The organism is Bradyrhizobium sp. SZCCHNS30572 (assembly GCF_032484415.1).
GTDB lineage: Bacteria > Pseudomonadota > Alphaproteobacteria > Rhizobiales > Xanthobacteraceae > Bradyrhizobium.
Genome location: NZ_JAUESY010000007.1, coordinates 35,541 through 54,385, shown reverse-complemented (window position 1 = coordinate 54,385; position 18,845 = coordinate 35,541). Strand labels below are relative to the sequence as shown.

Sequence of the window (18,845 nt, the reverse complement as noted above, 5' to 3'; positions counted from 1 at the left end):
GGCCGGATAGTGGCCCGATGGCCAGGGCGCAATGGCGCAAGGTCGCCGATCAGCTCAATCCCGACCAATGTGCCCAAAGCTCGCAGCCGTCATGGATGAGGCGGAGCTCGCCTGTATGAGCCGCCCGGCGTAGCACCGCGCCAAGCTGCACTCGCCCAATCCAATCGAGAGGGTCAACGGCGAGATCAAGCGCACACCGAGGTCGTGGGCATCTTCCGAAGCGAGGACGCTATTGTTCGTCTCGTCGGCGCGATCTTGCTCGAGCAGAACGACGCGTGGCCGTCCAGCGCGTCCGTTACATGACGATGGAACCATCGCGCCTTTAAGCGACGACCCCATGGTGTGGCAGGCTGATCAGCCCGGCGCCCCACCATGCCAGCGAAACCACTCAATGGGACGTTGATCGGAAGTAGTTCGATGCGAAGATCACACGCAAACGGAGAGCTGGGCATCGGGACTCCGTTTTGTGCCGGGCCGCCGCTGCGCAAGATTGCGCGCTCACCTTTGACCTGTGGTTGTATTTATTCCGCTTGTCTCGGAATCGGTCTGGTAGACTTGCGGTTAATCCTCCCGCTGGGATTGATTTCGCACTCGTGAACAGGTATTGTTTCACCATATTTCATCGGTTTATGGTTGGGCCGGAATGGTTTGGGCGCTTGTTGCTTTGGCGGCGATAGTGGGGATTTCGGTTCTATTGTACGCCGTCCGACTGCTTGATAGCGACGCTTGGGATGACTCGAAAGATCGGTATGACTTGAAAGAGCAGATCCCTCCCTCAGCCGAGCGCGCGGGAAAGAGCGGTGCATCTGGTGAAGACGGGGGAGCTAACGGCTCCTGGCGCGATCAGGCCGATCGCAGTGATCGTCTCGCACCAGATTTGCAAAGGGCGTCCGGCTCCCGAGCAGTCGTTTGACTATCGCCCTCACTGATGATCGGGACGCCAGCTAGAAATCCCGAAAGGCAGGCTATGGATCTGCCGTTGGCTCGGCCGCTTACATCGGCTCGTGCTATAAGGCGCTGCTGGAATCGTTGGTGATCCTTGTGCAGAGGGGGATGAGGACTCCGAACGTTGATCCTTTGGTGGCGGCACGGGTCCAAATTGCTTTGACCTTTGCGCTGCCGCTGGAAGCAGCCGCGTTGCTCGATCAGCGACCTGCTGCATTTCGATGCTTGTGACTGCGCGGCCATAACTCTCCGATCTGACGCAATTCCAGAACTGGAAGTGATCCATTCAACCACCTCGATGTCGACAGGTACGTGCTTCGGCCGCCGGACCTCGAAGGTCTCATGGCGGATATTGGCCCTGCGCCGCCTCGGCAATTCAGCGAACAGTTGGGCTCAGAATGCCCCCCAATGGGCGGCCTCCAGCCTGATCAACGCACGCACCGGGCCAATCCGCTTGTGCAGCAAGGCCATGCATCCCCTCGCCTCCGCACCCGCAGAACGAACTTTGTCACCTTCATGGTCGACGCGCTTGAACAAGCTCGTGAGGTCAACACCGGAGCACACAGACTGCAAACAACTTTTGCGCGCGTCGCGGCGCGACGCTCGGACTTGCGCCTCCCGCATTTCGAAGGAGCAGCCCTGAGCTGATGCCAGTTTCGACTCAACTGTTGATTTTTTTCACTAGTTAAGAAATGCCGAATTGCGTAATAATGAGACAAATTCAGTATGGTGTTTGTAATGGTCGGAAACTCTACGAAACCGTCGTTGGCCCTCCGCCGACTTTCTCCGAGAGACATCATCGCGAGGTCGTACCCTGGTTGGGACTACAATACGGCCGACCGGGTACTCGATTGGCTCAGTGAGTGTGGCTATAGCATCGTTGAGAGCGGTGCAGATTTATCCCCTCCGGGAAATGGCGCCACCGATCCAGTACGGCAGGACACTTAACCTGTCTCAGGCCAAATCGGCACGCAGATTGGGGCGCTGCAACTTCTTGGTGCATGCAGCCTCCAAGCTTGGAGTCGCGGCTCCGATCATCCCTGCGGTCCTTAGCTTGGGTGAGTCCTGATCGACATTGTTCTGGTTGTGGGCTTCCACAAGGTTGGCCTGAGATGGGCCGACTTCCTACTGGTAGCTAGCCTTCTCGTCTTCGCTAAGGCGGATTCTCGGCACCGCCTGTTCGAGCCTCCGCCGCGACGAACTCGATCGTCGGAATGGACTGAAGGGTCTCGATCAACGTGTATCACCCCGCAACGGTCGCGCTCTAAACCCGCCGGCCGAAGGCGGAGACAGCGTCAGCCGTTGAACCCGGCCCCGCAAGAACTGCCAACTGGCCAACCGCAACGTTGCTGACGTCCACACGGCCCTGCCCATGTCAGGACAAGGCGCCCGGTCAGACGGAGCGAGAGAGCTCCGTGAGCCGATATCGATTGCGTTGGAACAGTGTCTCACCCACATCGATGCCGGCAGCCTTGCGATAGATCTACCACCACGATCTTGATCCGGACCATCTAGTGATGCTGATTCAGCCGTTGACGATCAAGCGATCTTCGCGCGAGAAGAAGGGTGGCATGCGGATTGTCGCAATGTCACCGGCTGCTCGAAGATTGCGTCGCGGGGGTCGTCGTGCCCCAAACGCCAAGGCGTCTGACGGTTCGTGACGACTGCGCCGTCGTTGCGACCCGTTGGAGCCGAGAATTCAGAGGAGCGGAGAATTCAGATCGCTGCTTGCTGCCGGCATACTTCTCGACTTCGCCCATTTGGCGACGGTCATGCAGGCAAGAACGCTTCACAGAGTTCGTCATGCGTGCCGCAATCTCGTGCCGCATCACTGCCTCGGAGATCAGCGCTCCGTAGTTGACGGCTCCGGTTCCGTTAGCCGGGCGCCGGACGCGACGGCGAGGCTCGTCGGGCAGCATCGTTGCACCATGTGCTCCGAACCACCATTCGAACACAACCCGGAGTCCGGAAATCGTCAGCCGGAGTCTGGCCACGCTGTTGGACCCGTGCAGCAGAACGCCCCGTCCGAGCCTGGAGACATCGCAACGCGAAGGCTGGCTCCGCACAATGGGAATGTGTGGGCGGTCACCGTCATCGACCTGGATCGCCGGTGCTGCTATGCCATAAAATCAGACCGAAGACGATTTTGATGCTGCATGTCAGAGGGTAACTCGTGTCCTACCGCTTTCATCTTTCTGGAAAACGCGTTTTTGTCGCAGGTCACCGCGGCATGGCTGGCAGCGCATTGATACGCCGCTTGTCGTCCGAGGGCGTCGAGCTTCTGACGGTGCCACACCGAGAACTCGATCTGCGCGATCAAGCCGCGGTGTTCGCATGGTTCGCACGCGCGAAGCCCCAAGTCGTGGTCCTGGCGGCCGCCAAGGTCGGCGGCATCGTCGCCAATAACACGCTGCGCGCGGAGTTCATCTACGACAACATCGCCATCGCCACCAATGTCATTCACGCTGCCCACGTGAACGGCGCCGAGAAGCTGATGTTTCTGGGCTCATCCTGCATCTATCCGAAGCTTGCTCCTCAGCCGCTGCGCGAGAACGCGATGCTGACAGGGCCACTGGAGCCGACCAACGAGCCTTATGCGATCGCCAAGATCGCCGGCATCAAGATGGTCGAGGCCTATCGCAGCCAATATGGCGCCGACTTCATCAACGTCATGCCGACCAATCTCTATGGTCCGGGCGACAACTATCATCCCGAATACAGCCACGTCGTCGCGGCGCTGATCCGCCGCTTCCATGAGGCCAAGCTCGCGGATGCGCCGGAGGTCGTGGTCTGGGGCACCGGCACGCCGCGGCGCGAGTTCCTCTATGTCGACGACATGGCGGATGCCTGCGTGCACCTGATGAAGACCTATTCCGACACCGCGCTGGTCAACATCGGCACTGGCAAGGATATCACCATTGCCGACTTCGCCCGCGTGGTTGCCGCCGTAGTAGGCTTTAAGGGCAGCATCAGCTTTGACCGGTCGCGGCCGGATGGCACACCACGCAAGCTTCTCGACGTCTCCCGCCTGACGGAGCTCGGCTGGCGCGCGACGACTTCCCTGGAAGTGGGAGTCGGGCTCGCCTATCAGGCATTTCTGCGCGAAGCGGCGACGCAGTAGTTGGTCATCATTGGCAAGGGCGAGTCCACCAAAGGCCATTCGGCGCTGGATCTCGTCGAGGCTGCCGGAAGCCTCGATCTCAGCGACGATATCAAGATCCCAATAGTGCCGCGAATAATCCGGACTCTCGGCCTCGATGAAGTGGTCGGCTGCCATGAGAGCCTCACACTCCTCCGCCCGGCGGTTGTTGTTGATAGCGGCGAGCCCCCCGTTCTGCGACAAGACGCGGCGCACTTCACGAGAAAGCGCGGCCTATCAGTGAAATGCCTGCGCCACCGTGGCCAGGCCTACGGAGTTTGGCTCGATCGGCAGAGCCTCAGCGGGCGCGATTGTGACTTCGAGTCCCGCCGCACCCGCACGTGCAGCTATGTGGGGGTTGGGCTCGGCCGTCTGCACGGTCCAGTCAGACAGGGCATCAATGAGTGCACGCGTCGAAATTCTGTTACTTGCGCCGACATCGAAGCAGCGATGCCGGACCATTACCTGCGGCGACAGCATAGGCGACGGCAGCGAGAACGTCAGGCGGATAAGTCGTTCGGCTAGCGTCGTAAAGGTCGGCGAGACCGTTAAACTTTCGCGTATGGTTCTGCATTGCGGACAAAGCTCCTCGAATTTGCCTGTGGCAGGAGCAACAAACGGCGCTTTCAACAACCTTGTTTCAGGCAGACTCCAGGCTCCCCCTCCGTTTGCGGTCCGCGAACACGATCTTGCAATTCAATCTATGATTGACCGTCGAGCGGCGGCCGCAAGGCTCGTGGTCGTGAATGCACCGCGGAGACCCGGCCGCTATCGACACGTCGGCATAGAAAGCGGTAGCCTTCCAGAACTGCCCCGTCGACTGTCGCAGCGGCCGCGTTGTCGAATGACACTCCCTCCGCGCTCTGCGCATCTGCGCGACATGCATATCTGACACGTGTGCTTTGCAAGTCGCGAGCGTCGCCGGCTCATTCTCAGTGCGTCGAACTGATTCAGCGCAATCGCGCGGCCGACTCGCCGGCCATAATTAATGCTGATCAACTACTTTCAACAATTTTTGGTCGCAGTTTATGATGATTATCGCTCCGCGTGCACTCGACTTGTGCAACCTCGGCGAGCTTTTGCCTTGCTCGTGCGGATGATCGTTCGTATGATTCGAATGTGATCGGATCGTGAGAAAAGTTCACTGCCGGCACGCATTCCTTCAACGCTCGCGAGACCCGGCCAGTGTTACAGCGACGTAGTTTTCTCGGGCTTCCGTTGTTGGCGTTGTGTGGCTCGGCGAGGTCGGCCTGGGCGGGCAATTCCGTCGAGACGTCCAAAGTCAGAGTGACGATCGGCGGGAAGGCATTCCTACAATACGCACCGGTCACACTTGCCGAGCGCCTTGGCTTTTTCAGGGACGCGGGTCTCGACCCGGAGCTTCTTGACGTGAGCGGCGGATCCAAAGCGCTCCAGGCTCTGGTGGCAGGAAGTGCCGAACTCACCGCTGGCGCTTTCGACCACACGATTCAGATGCATGCCAAGGGACAAAAGATCGTCGGGGTTGTGTTGTTTGGCAGGCATCCGACATTCGCATTGGCTCTGCGAAAGGAGAAGGCTGCGGACTATCGCGACCCAAGCAGCCTGAGAGGCATGAAGATCGGGGTCACGGCATTGGGATCCCAAACGCAATTCATGGTGGAGTACATCGCTTTGCGAGCTGGCGTCTCTCCGACCGACATTTCCTTCGTCAGTGTCGGAGGTGGCACAGGTGCCGTAGCGGCGATTCGCAACGGCGCTGTGGATGCGGTCGTCACGGGTGAGCCGGCGCTTACGACGCTGACATCAGCAGGTGACGTCAAACTGGTCGCGGACACTCGCACCAACGAAGGCACAATCGGCGTTTATGGCGGTCTCTATCCGTCAGGGACCATCTACGCGCGGTCGGACTTCATCGAGCGCAACCCCGACACACTCCAAGCCTTCGTTCTCGCAATGGTACGCGCCCTGCAGTGGATTGATCGCGCTTCCGTCGACGAGATCGCCGATGCGCTCCCGGAGGAATGGGCCAAACCTGATCGAAACATCTTTCTCGCCTCCGTCCGGAGCACCCGAGACATGTTTTCGCCCGATGGCCGGTTCAGCGCCGAGGGCGCGGGGATCGCATTTCAGGTGTTGTCGACCGTCGACCCACAATTGCGTGGCGTGAAGGTCGATCTCGCGGAGACATTTACGAACAGATTCGTCGAAAAGGCTCTCCAGACGCTAGCATCGAAATAGCATCGTGGAGAGCTCAAGCCGATGAACATGCCCGCGGCACTGTGGGATCGAGGCTAGGTGGTGGCGCCGCGAGCTCCGCAGCATTCGAACGCTTCTGCTTCGGCCGCCAAGAAAACGGCGCGGAAGACGCGTCCGACAGATAAGCCCAAGCGCCCAAAAGGACGGCCCGCGATCCTTGCAAGACGGCGGCGCGACATACCGCTTCATCATCAGGTGTTCTTGGTCCTGCAGGACGAAATTGCAGAACGCCGCTATGCACCAGGAGAAGTCTTGCCGGCGGAGGCGGATCTGGCTGTGCTCTTCGGCGTCTCGCGCGTGACGATTCGGGCAGCTTTGGACACTCTCGATGAGCTCGGACTGATCGAACGCCGCCAGGGTATCGGCACGTTCGTACGGGAGCTCTCGAAGCCGGAGCCTCTCACCGTGCCGATGATGGACCTCGCTGCTCGAAACAGGGAGATCGTGCGCACAACGCGAGCTCACGTGGTCGAGTTCGAGTTCAAGGTGGCCCCTCGTCACGTTCGCGAGCACTTCCAAGCCCAGCCAGGCGACCTTTTCCAGCGCACAGTTCGCATCCGTTACATGAATGACTGGCCAATCATGCAGGTCACGACCTACATTCCGGAAGCGATCGGACGGCAATTTGGTCCTGAAGACATGGAAGGAGGGTCGCTCTATGCGATTCTGCAGCGCTTCGGCATCACATTCACATCTGGCGAGCAGATTGTGACGGCAGCTGCAGCCGACCCCATTGTCGCAGCACGCCTCAATGTCGCGATAGGCGCACCGCTCTTGAAGGTGGTGCGCATTCATTTCGACAGCGCCGGACGTCCGATTCAGCACTTCGAGCTGCTGGCTCCACCTGCAACCTACGAGCTTCGCATGCCATTGAAAGACTTCTAGCCTGCCTGCAAGCGCGCCAAGTCCCGAGCACGTCCCGTCCAAACTGACATTTCGGTGTGCGTGCGAAGGAGAAGCGCTCACGATCTCATGGGGCCGCGCCATGGGCGGACCGGCCCACACCGGAAGGCGTCACAAGACATGAGCTTCAGCACGGCTGTCGAACGATACAGATGACGTCCGAACCGGCCTCTCCAGCATTCCCGCGCTTTCAATCGACGGTCCCTCACTACGTGGCCGGGCGACCGAATTACGCACCCGCGCTCATCCAAGTCGTGGCGGATCACCTTCGTCTGACCAAGGACCACCGATTGATGGATCTCGGCTGTGGACCAGGGTGGCTCGGCATCGCATTTGCGCCCCTGGTCGGCAAGGTCATCGGAATAGATCCGGAGCCTGCCATGCTGGAGGCTGCTCAGGCGATCGCCAACGCGGCGGCCGTTGAGATCGAACTGATCGAAGGCAGCTCGTTCGACCTCAGCCCGCAGCTCGGCCGCTTTCGCGCCGTGGCGATTGGACGCGCCTTTCATTGGATGGATCGCGCCGATACGCTGCGAAAGCTCGACCCATTGATCGAGGAGGACGGCGCAGTCCTGCTGTTCAATGACGTACGTCCCGATGTCCCACAGAACGCCTGGTACAAGCGTTACTCGGACGTCGTCGATCGCTTCACCAACAAGAGTGTCGGTTTCGCACCCGAGCGCCTACGTCACGAACCGATCCTGCTGGAGTCGCGCTTCGGTCAGCTCACCAGAATTGGTGTCATTGAGCAGCGTCTCGTGCCTGTCGCTCGTCTGATCGATCGCGCACTATCGATGTCGACCTCCTCGCCTGAACAGCTGGGCGTCCTCGAAGGTCAGCTCGCGCAGGAATTGACGATGGAGATGTCGCCATTCGCAACCGCCGGCGGCATCGTAGAAGTCATTGAATCGCAGGTCCTCATTGCGCAGCGCCGCTGAGGCCTACAAGCTTCGCTGCCCAATCGACCTACTTGGCCGCCCCATAGGGGCGAGAGCGCCGGCACACGCCTGTCGCCACAGGCCATCGCACCGCTCCATGATGAAGACGGCCCGCAGCAAAGACCTTAGCTCAGCTCTACACCGGCGACTGAACAAGCGGATTCGATCAGATGCCGCACGGTCCGGGCATCCCAGTCGAGCCTCTCGGGGACGTCCGCCCAGTAATTTGAGAGCACATGTGCAGCATGCCGCGCCTTCACCCCCAGGCCGACGACCGTTCTGGCCGGAATCGCCATGATGGCGCGTTCAATCGGGTCAAGCGAGCTCAAGACCGCTTCGATGCGCTCTACACCGGGCACCACCACGGCGGAGATCTGCGAGTTTGCATCCCAGGTGGCCGCAGCTGATTGCGCATCTTGCTGCTGGAGAGTTGCGAGTTCTGCGGAGAGCGCTTCAAAGCTGCGTCCGAGGGCAACGAGCACGGCGTCGGGATTGCTTTCGATGGCTTGCTCATCGAGCCTCAGACCACCTGGCTCGACGGTTGCCAAAATCCGCAGGGTTTCATCAAGAGACATCACCGAACTCCAGGCCGAAAACGGTCGGTGGAAGGTCGCCGACAGCCGATCGGTTGCAAGGGATCGACGTGCACCCAGCGGACGAAGTCCGCCTCTCCTTCTCGACGTGAGACGATATCGCCCAGTCGTATCAACATCAATACAATATCTGTTTCAGGCCGTCATCAATAGGTCCCAGACTGCCAGGGTCCCGTCACGACGCAATGCGGAGAGCTCGCATCGCGACGCAGGAAACGGCGTTGTCTTTGACGCCGGCTCATTTCACGCGACGTGCCGAGACGAAAGAGGTTGCGCTCGGCCAGCTTGGCTACTCATGCCACGCAAGCCTGCGCTTGGCGAGCTACCGAAATTGGTGGTCCTGCACCAGCGGCGGAGTCACTGGCCAGAAAGCTCGTCCGGCGTCCGCAGTGCGGCCTATTGCTGCGTTGCCACTATCATCGCCACTCGTCTTACGCGAGTAGCCAATGCCTGTTCGCCTCACTCGGCACGGCGCTGAACGGCCTCCGTCATGACGTGGACGCAGGTTTGGAAGCCGATGCGGGGTCCGATCGTTGCGCCATCCAGGATGAACCTCGATCTCCCAGATCATGCCCTGAGATGTTCCGCGGGCCCGCCTCACGGCCGGCCTCAACAGCCGCGCGGTCAGAATGCATGCTGTGGCGCGAACGGACCAATCTTCCATTCTTGCCGGGGCCAGCTCTTGGTCATTCGCAGTCGCTGTGGCCGTCCGAACCGTCCCATCCGCGTCATACCATGGGACGGCGCAATCAACGGCTCCGGTTGAGCAGACGGCTGCGACATGTCGCGCCGGAATTGAGCCAAAGGCATGCCGCGCCGCGCTGCTGCGGACCCAAGCACGAACTGCCAGGTTTCAAGGCAATTGACGCATTGCAAGCGGGCCGCTCAACAGCCGGAAAGCTCGCAAGACCGCACTCAACCACTCGCCATCAGGGGTGTATCAATCATCCTCGTACTGGGGGTTGATGCAACGTTCTCGACGAGAGACGCACCGACAAGCCGAGCTGATCTGGAGCCAGTCGAACCGCAGGGAAGGATGAGGCGCCTGTAGTGCACCCGCAACCTGTCATTTCGGTGCGGGCGCCGGATGACGGCATCAACGTCGTCGAAGAGCGGCCTGCCTGGACGAAACACATGGTCGTAAACGCCACGGACCCATTGGCCGTAATGATAGTCCGGCTGCTCCTCGAGCGGCAATCCCGGCGCATGCTGTTGCCAAGTTCTGCCGAAGCTTTCAAGCCAAGGCAAGCGGCTCAGGAGGTCATCCAAGAAGCCCAATCATGTCGATCAGCATGTGGGAACGCGCTTGCGCCTGCGACGGAACCTGCTCGATCTCAGCCAGGATGACCTGGCAAGACGCCTCGGCGTGACAGCTCAACTCATTCAGAAGTATGAAGCGGGCGAGACCCAGATCAGCGCATCTTGCGCTGTACGAAATCGCAAATCAGCTCGCTGTTCCGATCACGTGGTTCTTTGCTTGTGACCAAACGCGAATCTCGCCAACTGCTCGAGCTCTATTTCGGCATATCCGACGAGCGGCTTTGCCGAAAGGTGCTGCAGATGGCTGAACTTCTCCGCTCGCGCGACGACGAGTAATGCGCTCAGGACATCGGCCAAGCCGAATGACTGAGTTTTCGCATCCCTCATGCCCAGCCAGTCCTTGCCCGGAGGGTCGACTTTCCGCGGCGGCTGCGAGACGGACCAGCGCGCCGATCATGCTGATCGCCGTTGGCTACGCAGCAATTTTCGATAGCCGCCTCGGATCAGGGTCTGACCTGTTTGAACCAGCCGGATTGTCCGGCTGCGCAGGTCGTGCGTTTTCCATCCCCGATCTTCAACTCGCTCGGACCCGAACAGAACCGTGGCGATCGCCCGATAATTCTGGCCCTCGAGGCGGCCATCCAAGGCGCGCAGCGCAAGAACGAGGCGCCGGCGCTGCTGAATGGGCCCGGTGTGAGCCTGCAGCCGGATCGGACCTCGTCTCAGCGCCGTCCAAAGCCGATAGGCCGCGCGCGTCTGCAAATCGAAATCACGGTCGAGCGGCAGTTCGAAAGCCACGGCCGTCCCCTTCGCCGGAAGCCGGGAGAGCATCAGCCGGTGCGTGGCGCCGCCCAACTGCAGCACCGCGTACCAGCCGTCGGACGCCCGTCTCAGCTCGGCGCCGGGCGATCCGCGAAGGTCGAGATGAGAGAATGGCGCAAGCGAGCCTTGCGAGGTCGGAGCAACCCGAAGCACAGTCGGCAGCACTTCCGGCGCCCAGAATATGGCCTGAGCATCAAACCGGCGCATTGGGTCAGCCGCGAAAAGAAAGCCCCCATCGCTGCCGGAATTCAGGATCGGTCGGGCCGTCTTTGTCTTGTGCAAGCAGATCGCTGTAATCTCGCCGATAGTCCGGATTACGACGTAGACATTCCCAGGCAAAGTCGGCCGCATCGGCTGTTTCGAGCTTCTTGTAAGACTCGGACGACCTCCAGTTGAACTCGCTCATTACACACTCGTCCCTGCCATTTCCACTCTCTCACCAAGGTTTGCAGAGGCTAGCAACGAGGGCTCCCGCACGGGGCTATCAATCTGCGGCGTTGACACCGATCGAGCGCAACACAGTGGATTTTGCGTATTCCAGGGACTTTCGGTTTCACTCAAATCGCGTGATTCCGGGCAGCGATGATGAGGCCCCGCTGCTGTCTGCGGCATACCAGCCTCGCCTCAGGTCCACTTTGCCAAGGATTTCAGCAGATCGACGGCGGTCGCGCGACCCTATCAAGTTTGCTTACGCTCGAAGCTCACGCGCGCTCTCAAAAGGCGCTCACACCCGTTTGAGAAGCGCTTCGTCCGCCCTTGGCAATGTCGGTCAAGCGATCTGGGCCACAGCTCAATCTGTGGGGGCGAGCTGATGTTCCAGCCATCGTGCAGCACGATCGGAGATCAGCTCCGGACGAAGTCCGGCTGCGCCGGTGCTCTTGTGCGGCGCCCCTATTGTAAGCCATTCCCCGAGCGCGCGCGCCCACCCTGCGGCAGGATCAATGGCCAAAAGAGGTGCAGCCAAGCTGCCCTGGCACAATGGGAGACGCCATACCGTTCCCTCAAGCACACATATGTCGTCGCGAACGATGACAGTCCAGTGCTCAACAAATCCGGACCATTCGAGCGCAGATGGTGGCGGTGACGTTCCTGTGCGCAAGCAGCCGAGCAGCTTTGCTGCGAACACAAGGTTCGCCTTAGACCCCCGCCAGTTCGTCCCGCAATCTGCCCGATGGGGACAGAGCAGACGGGCAGTATCCGCTCGTGCAAGGGAGGGAGCATCCGTTGCGACGCTAGGTCCGATGAAAACTGGTGTCTTGACCATGCCGGCCTTCTCGCTGCTCAAAACAAGATTTCAAACAGAGACTAAAGGTCGATCCGATTGACGTATGGCGCTTTCACGTCGACGGCGACCGTGGCGTCGTCTTCACCGCACTGAGGGATTTCCCGATATTGTGACAGGCATACAACTGCATTCAGTACCACTACCCCTAAAGGCAGTGCTGCTTTCTCGTCATTTTCATATCAGGAAGCCAAATGAGACAGCATGGTTAGGGGAGATGTCAAACCGCTGCAGAAACTGAGTGGCCGGTCCCTCCTCGCCGGCTTCGCACGCACGCTCCTGTCCAGGGGATGGGACAAAGCGATCTGCATAGACCTGTTGCCAGGAAGACTTTTTGCCGCCGTCTCATCGCTCGCTGGGCCTACTGGGCGACCTCAAGCCGCTCGACGGACGACGCGTCATTCGAGCTGGCGAACAGCCTTGCTTCCAGCATCGATTGCAACGGCGCAACATCTCCCCTTCGCAACGCGCCGATCGCATTTGGAATCCCAGCCGCGACACGAGCATCGGCGCGACCAGCTGCAATGGCCTGGAACTTGAACCCGATGTCGTCCCAGCTCATGGGGTTCGTAGGTTCTCCCTTCGGCGCCAACACGGTCCGCTCAAAGGTGCCCGAAGCCGTGGTGATGCGAACTCGCCCGGGAACCGCAGCCGGGAACATCAGCTCAAATTCGGGATTGACGGTCATGTGGACGCGTCCAGCGATCTCGATGGCCCTTTGGTCTGTCAGCGACTCGTTGCTCAAGGGGAGCAACGCAGGTGCGCCGCTGGTCGCGGCGACACCGAGGCAGAACGGAAGGCTGTATTGCGCTCCTTCCAGCGTACGCGGCTCCACCTCGTTGCTCAGGGTCAACGACCTCCCAAAGGTCTCCACATCGATGCTGATGATGGCTTCCGGATGAATGTCATGATCGCTCAGCAATGTGATCAGCGCGTCAATCGGCGCGTGAATCCAACGGCAGCAACTATAGGGCTTGAAATAGGTGCTGTTGATGAGCCAACTCGTTCCGAGCCCGTCGAGAAGCCGCGCGCGATCGTACCGTTCTGAACTGTCCAGAATGTCGATCGGTCCGGTGAAGCCCTGCTTGGCCAGATCGGCCGCCAGGATGCCATTGGCAGCTCCCCATGGGATGCCCTCCTTGACGCTGTTGCCTCTGAACCGGGTGTATGGAGTGGCCGACTGGCTCGGTGCCGTTGTCCCAGCGATTGAGATCGCGTGTGCGATCTGGCTCCGCGACAGCCCTCTCAGCCAACCCACCGCTGCCGCAACGGCTTGACCGCTCCAGAGGCCGCTGTTCACCGTCGGGACGCTTCGCAGATCCCGGGCAGCAGAAATACGAATGCCTATCTCATATCCGATGGCAATGGCGGCAAGCGCCCGTTGCCCATCCAAGGACGGACCGCCGAGTAGTGACAATACCCCCGGAATGATCGCTGCGCCGGGGTGCCCCGAAGCGGCGCGGTGGCCATCATCCAGGTCGAGCGAGCACGCGCAGGCCGCATTGACGAAGGTTGCCCCCGCAGCGGTCGACCGCTCTCCTGAAAACCACATCGCCGCCGGTCCATGGCCCCAGGTCGCGCTCGCTATTCGGCGCACGGCCACCGCATTTGGCGTCTCATGGCCGGCTATCGCGGCGGTCATCAAATCGAGCACGCATTTCGCCGCGCTGATCCGGGCTTCTTCTGGAACTTTGCTCGCGCTGACCCATTCGGCCAACAGCTCGGCAGCGGTGTATGTCATGCGGGCCTCCAGGGATCTTCAACATGTGTGCTGATCGGACGAGGTGAGGTAGCGCAGCCGTCCGACTCATGATTGGCAAACCGAACTCTATCGAAATGGCACGAAGCTGGCCTTTGAGCATCTTCCGCGCGAATGGCAGCAGGAAGTCAAAGTCGAATTTTGCGAGCACCTATTCGTCGGAGTTATGGGGTTGAGCCGGATCCGCGCCGATCCTTTCAGTCGGTTTTGGCGCGGACCGTCGCGGTGTGGTGCCACTTGCCGGGCAGGCGAAGCTTTGACGAAACTCCGGCCAGCTGCTCGTACATCGCAATGAAGAGATTTGAGGCGATCACGACGGCAATTCCGGCCAGCTCGATGGGGACCGGCATCTCACGCCAGACGAGGAGACCGAGCAGAAAGGCAAAGACGAAGGTGGCGTATTCGAAGGGTGCAACGACGCTCGCCGGCGCCATCTGGTAGGCCTTGGTGAGCAGAATCTGGGCAGCGCCGCCCAGAACACCAATCGCGACGAGGATCGGCAAGTCAGTCACGCTCGGCCAGACTGCAGAGAACGGCAGTGTCGCTGCGCTCACCAATGTGCCCGAGAGCGAAAAGTAGAAAACAATGGCCATGCTCGTCTCGGTGTCCCGCATCTTGCGGATGGAGATCAATGCAAGGGCCGTAGCCACCGCACCGGCCAGCGCGAACAGGACTCCCGAGGAGAGCCCCCGGCCATCGGGATGGGCCATCAGCAGCACGCCGCCAAATCCGAAAACGACGGCAACGAGACGATGGAGGCGAATGCTCTCCCCGAGCAAGGGAATGGCAAACAGCGTAATGAACAACGGTGCTGCGTAGCCCAGCGCCGTCGCGGTCGCGAGCGGCAGCATCCCGACCGCCGTGAAGCTGAAGAAGAGGGAGCAAAGACCGGCAACGGAGCGGCGCAGATGAGCGCCCGGCCGCTCGGTGCGAAGCAGGCGATAACCTCCGAGACGCCGGACAAGCCAGAGAATCGGCAGTAGAGCGAAGAAACTCCGAACGAAGACGATCTGTCCCACGGGGTACTCGCCGCCCAACTTCTTGATCAAGGCGAACATGACGGCGAGCACCGCTGCCGAGAGCACCTTATAGCCGATTGCCGGCAGGTGAGATGACACCGAGCTATCTGGCACGTCCTGCCGGCTGCTGATGATCGTCATACAAGCCTCATGGTCGAGAAGCGGCCAAGATCTACGCGATACGGCGAAGCTCATCGTCCCATGGCGCAAGCGGTGCGCTGAATGTCTCGATCACCTGGCCCTTGGAAGCCGCATCCAGTCCCAGCCTGCGCAGATTTCGGCCGGTCTCCAGATAGTCCGTCTCGTTGACGATGGAGGCCAGATCGATGATCGATTTGATCGCGGTGGAATGGAGGCCGACCTTGACGCCGAGCTCGAACCAGGGAACCAGAACGTATGGAACGTCCTGCACAATAAACCTGTCGCGCATGTGCGTCGGCGCCATCTTGGTCGTGTTGTGTTCGACCGTCTCTCTGGCGAACTCGCCGAAACTGGCGAAGGCCCTGTCGTAGTAGCTGTTCATGATCGCCACGACAGACTGCGGCTTGAAGCCAAATTCCCTGGCGATCGCCATTCTCTCCTTGTCGACTTCGTCGATGACGCGGGCGACCGAAGTCGACATGCCTTCACGATAGAAATAGAAGTCGCCCCTTCGCGTCTCGATCCATCCGGCGTTCATCAGCGCCGGCGTCGGATGAATCACTCCGGTAATGCAGGACATGCCGATCTCGAGAACATTGCTGCGCCACTGCAGCGGCATCGGGAAGATCGCGCCAATCTCATCGCGCAACGCTTCACTGACATCGACCGGCATCGCTGCGATCGGCATGATGCTCTTGATGCCCATCACCGTCACCTTGCCATCCTGCATTCTCGAGGCGTAGGGCGCCGTGGCGGTTTCGAGGATGTACCGCGCATTGATCTGTCTGCGCGCCATGAGAGCGAAGAAGTTGCCCGTGATCGAAATGACGACATGCTTGCTGAGGTCGAACTTTGCGAGTTCGCTCAGGACGGCCTCATGGCCATATGACGGGACCGTGATGATGATGAACTTGGAGAACCGGACGACGTCGGCCATGTCCGAGCTGACATCAGGATGGAAGCGGCCTTCGATCTTGAGGCCTGCTTCCAGATAGCCGTTGCGGTCGATTGTCTCCGCGTGCCGGCGATGCTCGGGATGCGCGTACAACAGTACGTTCGCTCCTCGACTGGCAAGATCGGCCGCGAACGCACATCCGCAATTCCCGGCACCAATGATCGAAACCGACGTCTGCATGTCGCTGCTCCATGACGCAACCTAACGTAGATTTAAGTATTCTTGGAGCAGCACGATCCGGTCAACATAATAATCCTGTAAACATACGGAAGCATCTCGCTAACGTACGCGCCTCGGACACTAATAATGGGCTGGCGATGAAACGCATAAATGCGCGCATTGACTTGCCTTTGCAGTCAATAGATCGCCTTTATCTTTGCACGACTTGTTCACGCGCGCGGAGGCGTCATCCTCGCTCGGTCAAGGGCAACCGCCAGGATCATGCTTCGTCCAAAGCGAGCTCCGGGACGCACCAATTCATGCAGAGAGGTGCGAAGTCACAGCCTGCAGGGAATTCGTCTCGGCGTGGCGTCGAGCTCCAGGCTCACCGCGTATGCGACAGCTGTTGCAGGTTCTCGTTCGCCTCGACCATCCCTGGAGCAAGACTGAGATGATCTGGCCCACCGAAGCTCCACCAGGTCGCAGCCATGGCACCATACTGGGCGAGCAATGCTGCTCGACAGTTACCAGGGGTCGATTGAAGAATAAGATCGCCCCGATAACCTGCGAGTCTCAGCTGATTGAGCGCGCCGGCGAGGTTGGTTCGCTGACGAGACGGCGAAGCGCGGTTGACGTGCAAATTCCAGTCCTTCAGGTGGACGTTCACGATCCGGTTGCCGCAGGCGGCAAGGGCCTCATGCGCATCAGCGCTCGTCGAAGCTCGACATCCAACCGTGTATGTGATGCCGAACCGGTCTGCCGGGTATGGTTCGATCAGCGATGCCAAGAGCGGCGGATCGAGATCAGACTCAAGGGAGAGGACGACGCCGCAAGCCTCGAGGAGCGGCGCAAGCCGATCCAGTCCGGATCGAAGTGCCGCCGCCTCGCGGGGGGAAAGCTGTTGCCCGCCGTTCGCGAGTGGCACCACGAGGAGCTTGATGCCGATCTCAGCACACGCCTCGATCACGGCACCGAGCAGATCGAGCCTCGCCCAATGCTCACGGCCGGTGACCTTGTAGAAGGGGGATTGCATCATGAAGTCGGCGGACAGCGATGGAATGCAGATGTCGCACTCGCGACTAAGCCGCCGCATCTGATCTCGTCCGGTGGTCGACATCACAGGATTCATCAGGATCGGCTCGTCACCGATTCTCCACTCGATCAATTCGAAGCCGACTTTTTGGGCAACCGAGAATTCCTCGCGCCAGCAATCCGTGAGAAAGCCTCGTCCTCTCTTGTCAGCCGGCTCCATGAGGTCACCCTGCACAAATCCGATGCGGCTGACCATCTGCGCCTCTCCGAAAATCATATCATGGATCCTTCGACTGGACGCGCCAAAGCTTGATGACTTGCGACCGGCTGCGGCACGGAGAGCCTGCACCGCAAAGATAGGGCGACCGACCACACACTGCCACTACCAACCCTGGTAGAGGTCCGCGGTCCGGAGCGCAAACTTCTCGTTCCGCAGCGACGACCGCCATCTGCGGAATTGCATCACCATTCACGGATCCGTACCCGTCCCAAGGTTGCCGACGGCAGCCGTACACGTCCAGCCCCCTATCCGGCTTGGTAGCTTCCGCGCGCGCCGGAAGCTGCTCTACTGCATCTGATGATGCAGACACATGATGGAGATGGGAATGGTGCACAAGGCAGTCCTAGCTGGCAGTGACGAGCCTGCCGAGGAGTTCTGCAGTGTCGCAAACTCAGCTAAAAATCAGGACAAGGGCCTTGCATTCGCGACCGGCTGGAAACCGGATTCGAGGGTCGACCAATCCGCGGCGGGATGCGACCAGATGTCTGCGCCGGCTTCTACAGCCCGCGACGAAGGCCGCTCCATCTCCGTGCCTTCGAGACCACGCGTCCTGCTGGTCGGCGACAAGGGATTCACGAGCCTGCTCAAATACATTCTCGAGAGCAACGGCTTCGACTGCATGCTGACTGATACCCTGACAGATGCGATCGCCTCCGCCACCGCCGCGCGCCCCGGCTTGATCGCCCTGGACGATGTATCGTGCGGGGATCGCGTAGCCTTCGCGCTCGAACAGTTGCACCGGGACCCTGCAACGCAGAATGTCCCGACGCTGATCATGGCAAGCGTATCGCCTCACCTCGAGGAGGCGTGCGTCCATGCGGATCGGACAAGCTATATATTGAAGCCGTTTCTTCCGGACATCTTCATCGACCGGCTGCGTGGTCTTCTGCGCGAATCGACTTGTTCCAGTCCCAAAGTGCTTCGATTTGCCGACATTGTCATGGAGTCCGACGCGCATCGCGTCTCCCGAGGAGCGCGCTGCATTCGCCTCTGCCCCGTCGAATATCGGATCTTGCAACAGCTCCTCGAATGCCCCCGAAAGGTCTTTTCTCGGGAGCAGATCCTATCCAGCATTCGAGCACATACTCAGGAGAACGCCGTTCGCTCAATCGATGTTCATATCAGCCGCATTCGCAAGGCTCTCTGTGAACGTGGCGAGCCGAACTATATCCGTACGGTGCGAGGATTGGGCTATTCGCTCGACTTTGCCCCGGACGGACCTGCCACCTACCTTCCCCGACCTGAGCCGGTCAGCAACGCTGCGAATGCTGCACCGATCGGATCGGGTAAACCCCGCTCGCCGCTGATCAGGGAGCGGCTCTCGCGCTAGCCTCCAGCGAAGCTTCCGCTCGGTCGACTTCAATCCAAGGAATTGGGCGA

The 18,845-nt window shown here is 60.2% G+C and carries 13 protein-coding genes and 1 pseudogene; 7 read left to right on the top strand and 7 right to left on the bottom strand.

Annotated elements, in window-relative coordinates; translation table 11 throughout:
• Nucleotides 1-20: 20 nt before the first annotated feature.
• From QX048_RS20060 to QX048_RS20040, 5 genes and pseudogenes are all read left to right on the top strand, one after another.
• A pseudogene (locus QX048_RS20060) lies at nt 21-403 on the top strand (transposase); the annotation flags it as partial.
• Nucleotides 404-3,118: 2,715 nt separating this feature from the next.
• On the top strand, nt 3,119-4,066 hold the full coding sequence (locus QX048_RS20055; RefSeq protein WP_315716394.1) for a GDP-L-fucose synthase: 948 nt from the start codon (nt 3,119-3,121) through the stop codon (nt 4,064-4,066).
• 1,203 nt (nt 4,067-5,269) lie between these two features.
• Nucleotides 5,270-6,304 (top strand): ABC transporter substrate-binding protein, encoded by a 1,035-nt coding sequence (locus tag QX048_RS20050; protein WP_316204429.1) that lies wholly within the window; start codon nt 5,270-5,272, stop codon nt 6,302-6,304.
• A gap of 57 nt (nt 6,305-6,361) precedes the next feature.
• Nucleotides 6,362-7,207: a GntR family transcriptional regulator gene (locus tag QX048_RS20045; protein ID WP_315716396.1), complete on the top strand. Its 846-nt coding sequence runs from the start codon at nt 6,362-6,364 to the stop codon at nt 7,205-7,207.
• Between the two features lie 170 nt (nt 7,208-7,377).
• Complete coding sequence (locus tag QX048_RS20040) at nt 7,378-8,163, top strand: class I SAM-dependent methyltransferase (RefSeq protein WP_315716397.1); 786 nt, start codon at nt 7,378-7,380, stop codon at nt 8,161-8,163.
• A 125-nt stretch (nt 8,164-8,288) separates the two neighbouring features.
• On the opposite strand, the gene QX048_RS20035 is transcribed toward QX048_RS20040, so the two are convergent.
• Nucleotides 8,289-8,738, bottom strand: coding sequence for a hypothetical protein (locus QX048_RS20035; protein WP_315716398.1), 450 nt, complete (start codon nt 8,736-8,738; stop codon nt 8,289-8,291).
• 1,312 nt (nt 8,739-10,050) lie between these two features.
• On the opposite strand from QX048_RS20035, the gene QX048_RS20030 reads away from it, so the two are divergent.
• Complete coding sequence (locus QX048_RS20030) at nt 10,051-10,239, top strand: helix-turn-helix transcriptional regulator (protein WP_316159252.1); 189 nt, start codon at nt 10,051-10,053, stop codon at nt 10,237-10,239.
• 230 nt (nt 10,240-10,469) lie between these two features.
• Here QX048_RS20030 and QX048_RS20025 read toward each other — a convergent pair whose 3' ends face one another.
• From QX048_RS20025 to QX048_RS20000, 6 genes are all read right to left on the bottom strand, one after another.
• Nucleotides 10,470-11,045, bottom strand: a complete 576-nt coding sequence (locus tag QX048_RS20025) for a DUF2285 domain-containing protein (RefSeq protein WP_316159741.1) — start codon at nt 11,043-11,045, stop codon at nt 10,470-10,472.
• A gap of 4 nt (nt 11,046-11,049) precedes the next feature.
• Nucleotides 11,050-11,244: a transcriptional regulator domain-containing protein gene (locus QX048_RS20020; protein ID WP_315754303.1), complete on the bottom strand. Its 195-nt coding sequence runs from the start codon at nt 11,242-11,244 to the stop codon at nt 11,050-11,052.
• 1,237 nt (nt 11,245-12,481) lie between these two features.
• The gene (locus QX048_RS20015) at nt 12,482-13,861 is read right to left on the bottom strand and encodes an MmgE/PrpD family protein (RefSeq protein ID WP_316159740.1); all 1,380 of its coding nucleotides are present in this window, start codon (nt 13,859-13,861) and stop codon (nt 12,482-12,484) included.
• Nucleotides 13,862-14,076: 215 nt separating this feature from the next.
• Nucleotides 14,077-15,039 (bottom strand): DMT family transporter, encoded by a 963-nt coding sequence (locus QX048_RS20010; RefSeq protein WP_316159739.1) that lies wholly within the window; start codon nt 15,037-15,039, stop codon nt 14,077-14,079.
• A 31-nt stretch (nt 15,040-15,070) separates the two neighbouring features.
• Nucleotides 15,071-16,174, bottom strand: coding sequence for an NAD/NADP-dependent octopine/nopaline dehydrogenase family protein (locus QX048_RS20005; RefSeq protein WP_316173082.1), 1,104 nt, complete (start codon nt 16,172-16,174; stop codon nt 15,071-15,073).
• A 364-nt stretch (nt 16,175-16,538) separates the two neighbouring features.
• A complete protein-coding gene (locus QX048_RS20000) occupies nt 16,539-17,441 on the bottom strand; it encodes a sugar phosphate isomerase/epimerase (protein WP_316159738.1) in 903 nt (300 codons plus the stop codon).
• A gap of 349 nt (nt 17,442-17,790) precedes the next feature.
• Between QX048_RS20000 and QX048_RS19995 the strand changes: the two genes are divergently transcribed.
• Nucleotides 17,791-18,795: a response regulator transcription factor gene (locus tag QX048_RS19995; RefSeq protein WP_316159737.1), complete on the top strand. Its 1,005-nt coding sequence runs from the start codon at nt 17,791-17,793 to the stop codon at nt 18,793-18,795.
• Nucleotides 18,796-18,845 lie beyond the last annotated feature (50 nt).

Coding starts and splice junctions, on each gene's coding strand:
- QX048_RS20040 (WP_315716397.1), top strand. CDS start 7,378: ATGACGTCCGAACCGGCCTCTCCAGCATTCCCGCGCTTTCAATCGACG.
- QX048_RS20035 (WP_315716398.1), bottom strand. CDS start 8,738: ATGTCTCTTGATGAAACCCTGCGGATTTTGGCAACCGTCGAGCCAGGT.
- QX048_RS20025 (WP_316159741.1), bottom strand. CDS start 11,045: ATGCGCCGGTTTGATGCTCAGGCCATATTCTGGGCGCCGGAAGTGCTG.
- QX048_RS20020 (WP_315754303.1), bottom strand. CDS start 11,244: ATGAGCGAGTTCAACTGGAGGTCGTCCGAGTCTTACAAGAAGCTCGAA.
- QX048_RS20015 (WP_316159740.1), bottom strand. CDS start 13,861: ATGACATACACCGCTGCCGAGCTGTTGGCCGAATGGGTCAGCGCGAGC.
- QX048_RS20010 (WP_316159739.1), bottom strand. CDS start 15,039: ATGACGATCATCAGCAGCCGGCAGGACGTGCCAGATAGCTCGGTGTCA.
- QX048_RS20005 (WP_316173082.1), bottom strand. CDS start 16,174: ATGCAGACGTCGGTTTCGATCATTGGTGCCGGGAATTGCGGATGTGCG.
- QX048_RS20000 (WP_316159738.1), bottom strand. CDS start 17,441: ATGGTCAGCCGCATCGGATTTGTGCAGGGTGACCTCATGGAGCCGGCT.
- QX048_RS19995 (WP_316159737.1), top strand. CDS start 17,791: ATGGTGCACAAGGCAGTCCTAGCTGGCAGTGACGAGCCTGCCGAGGAG.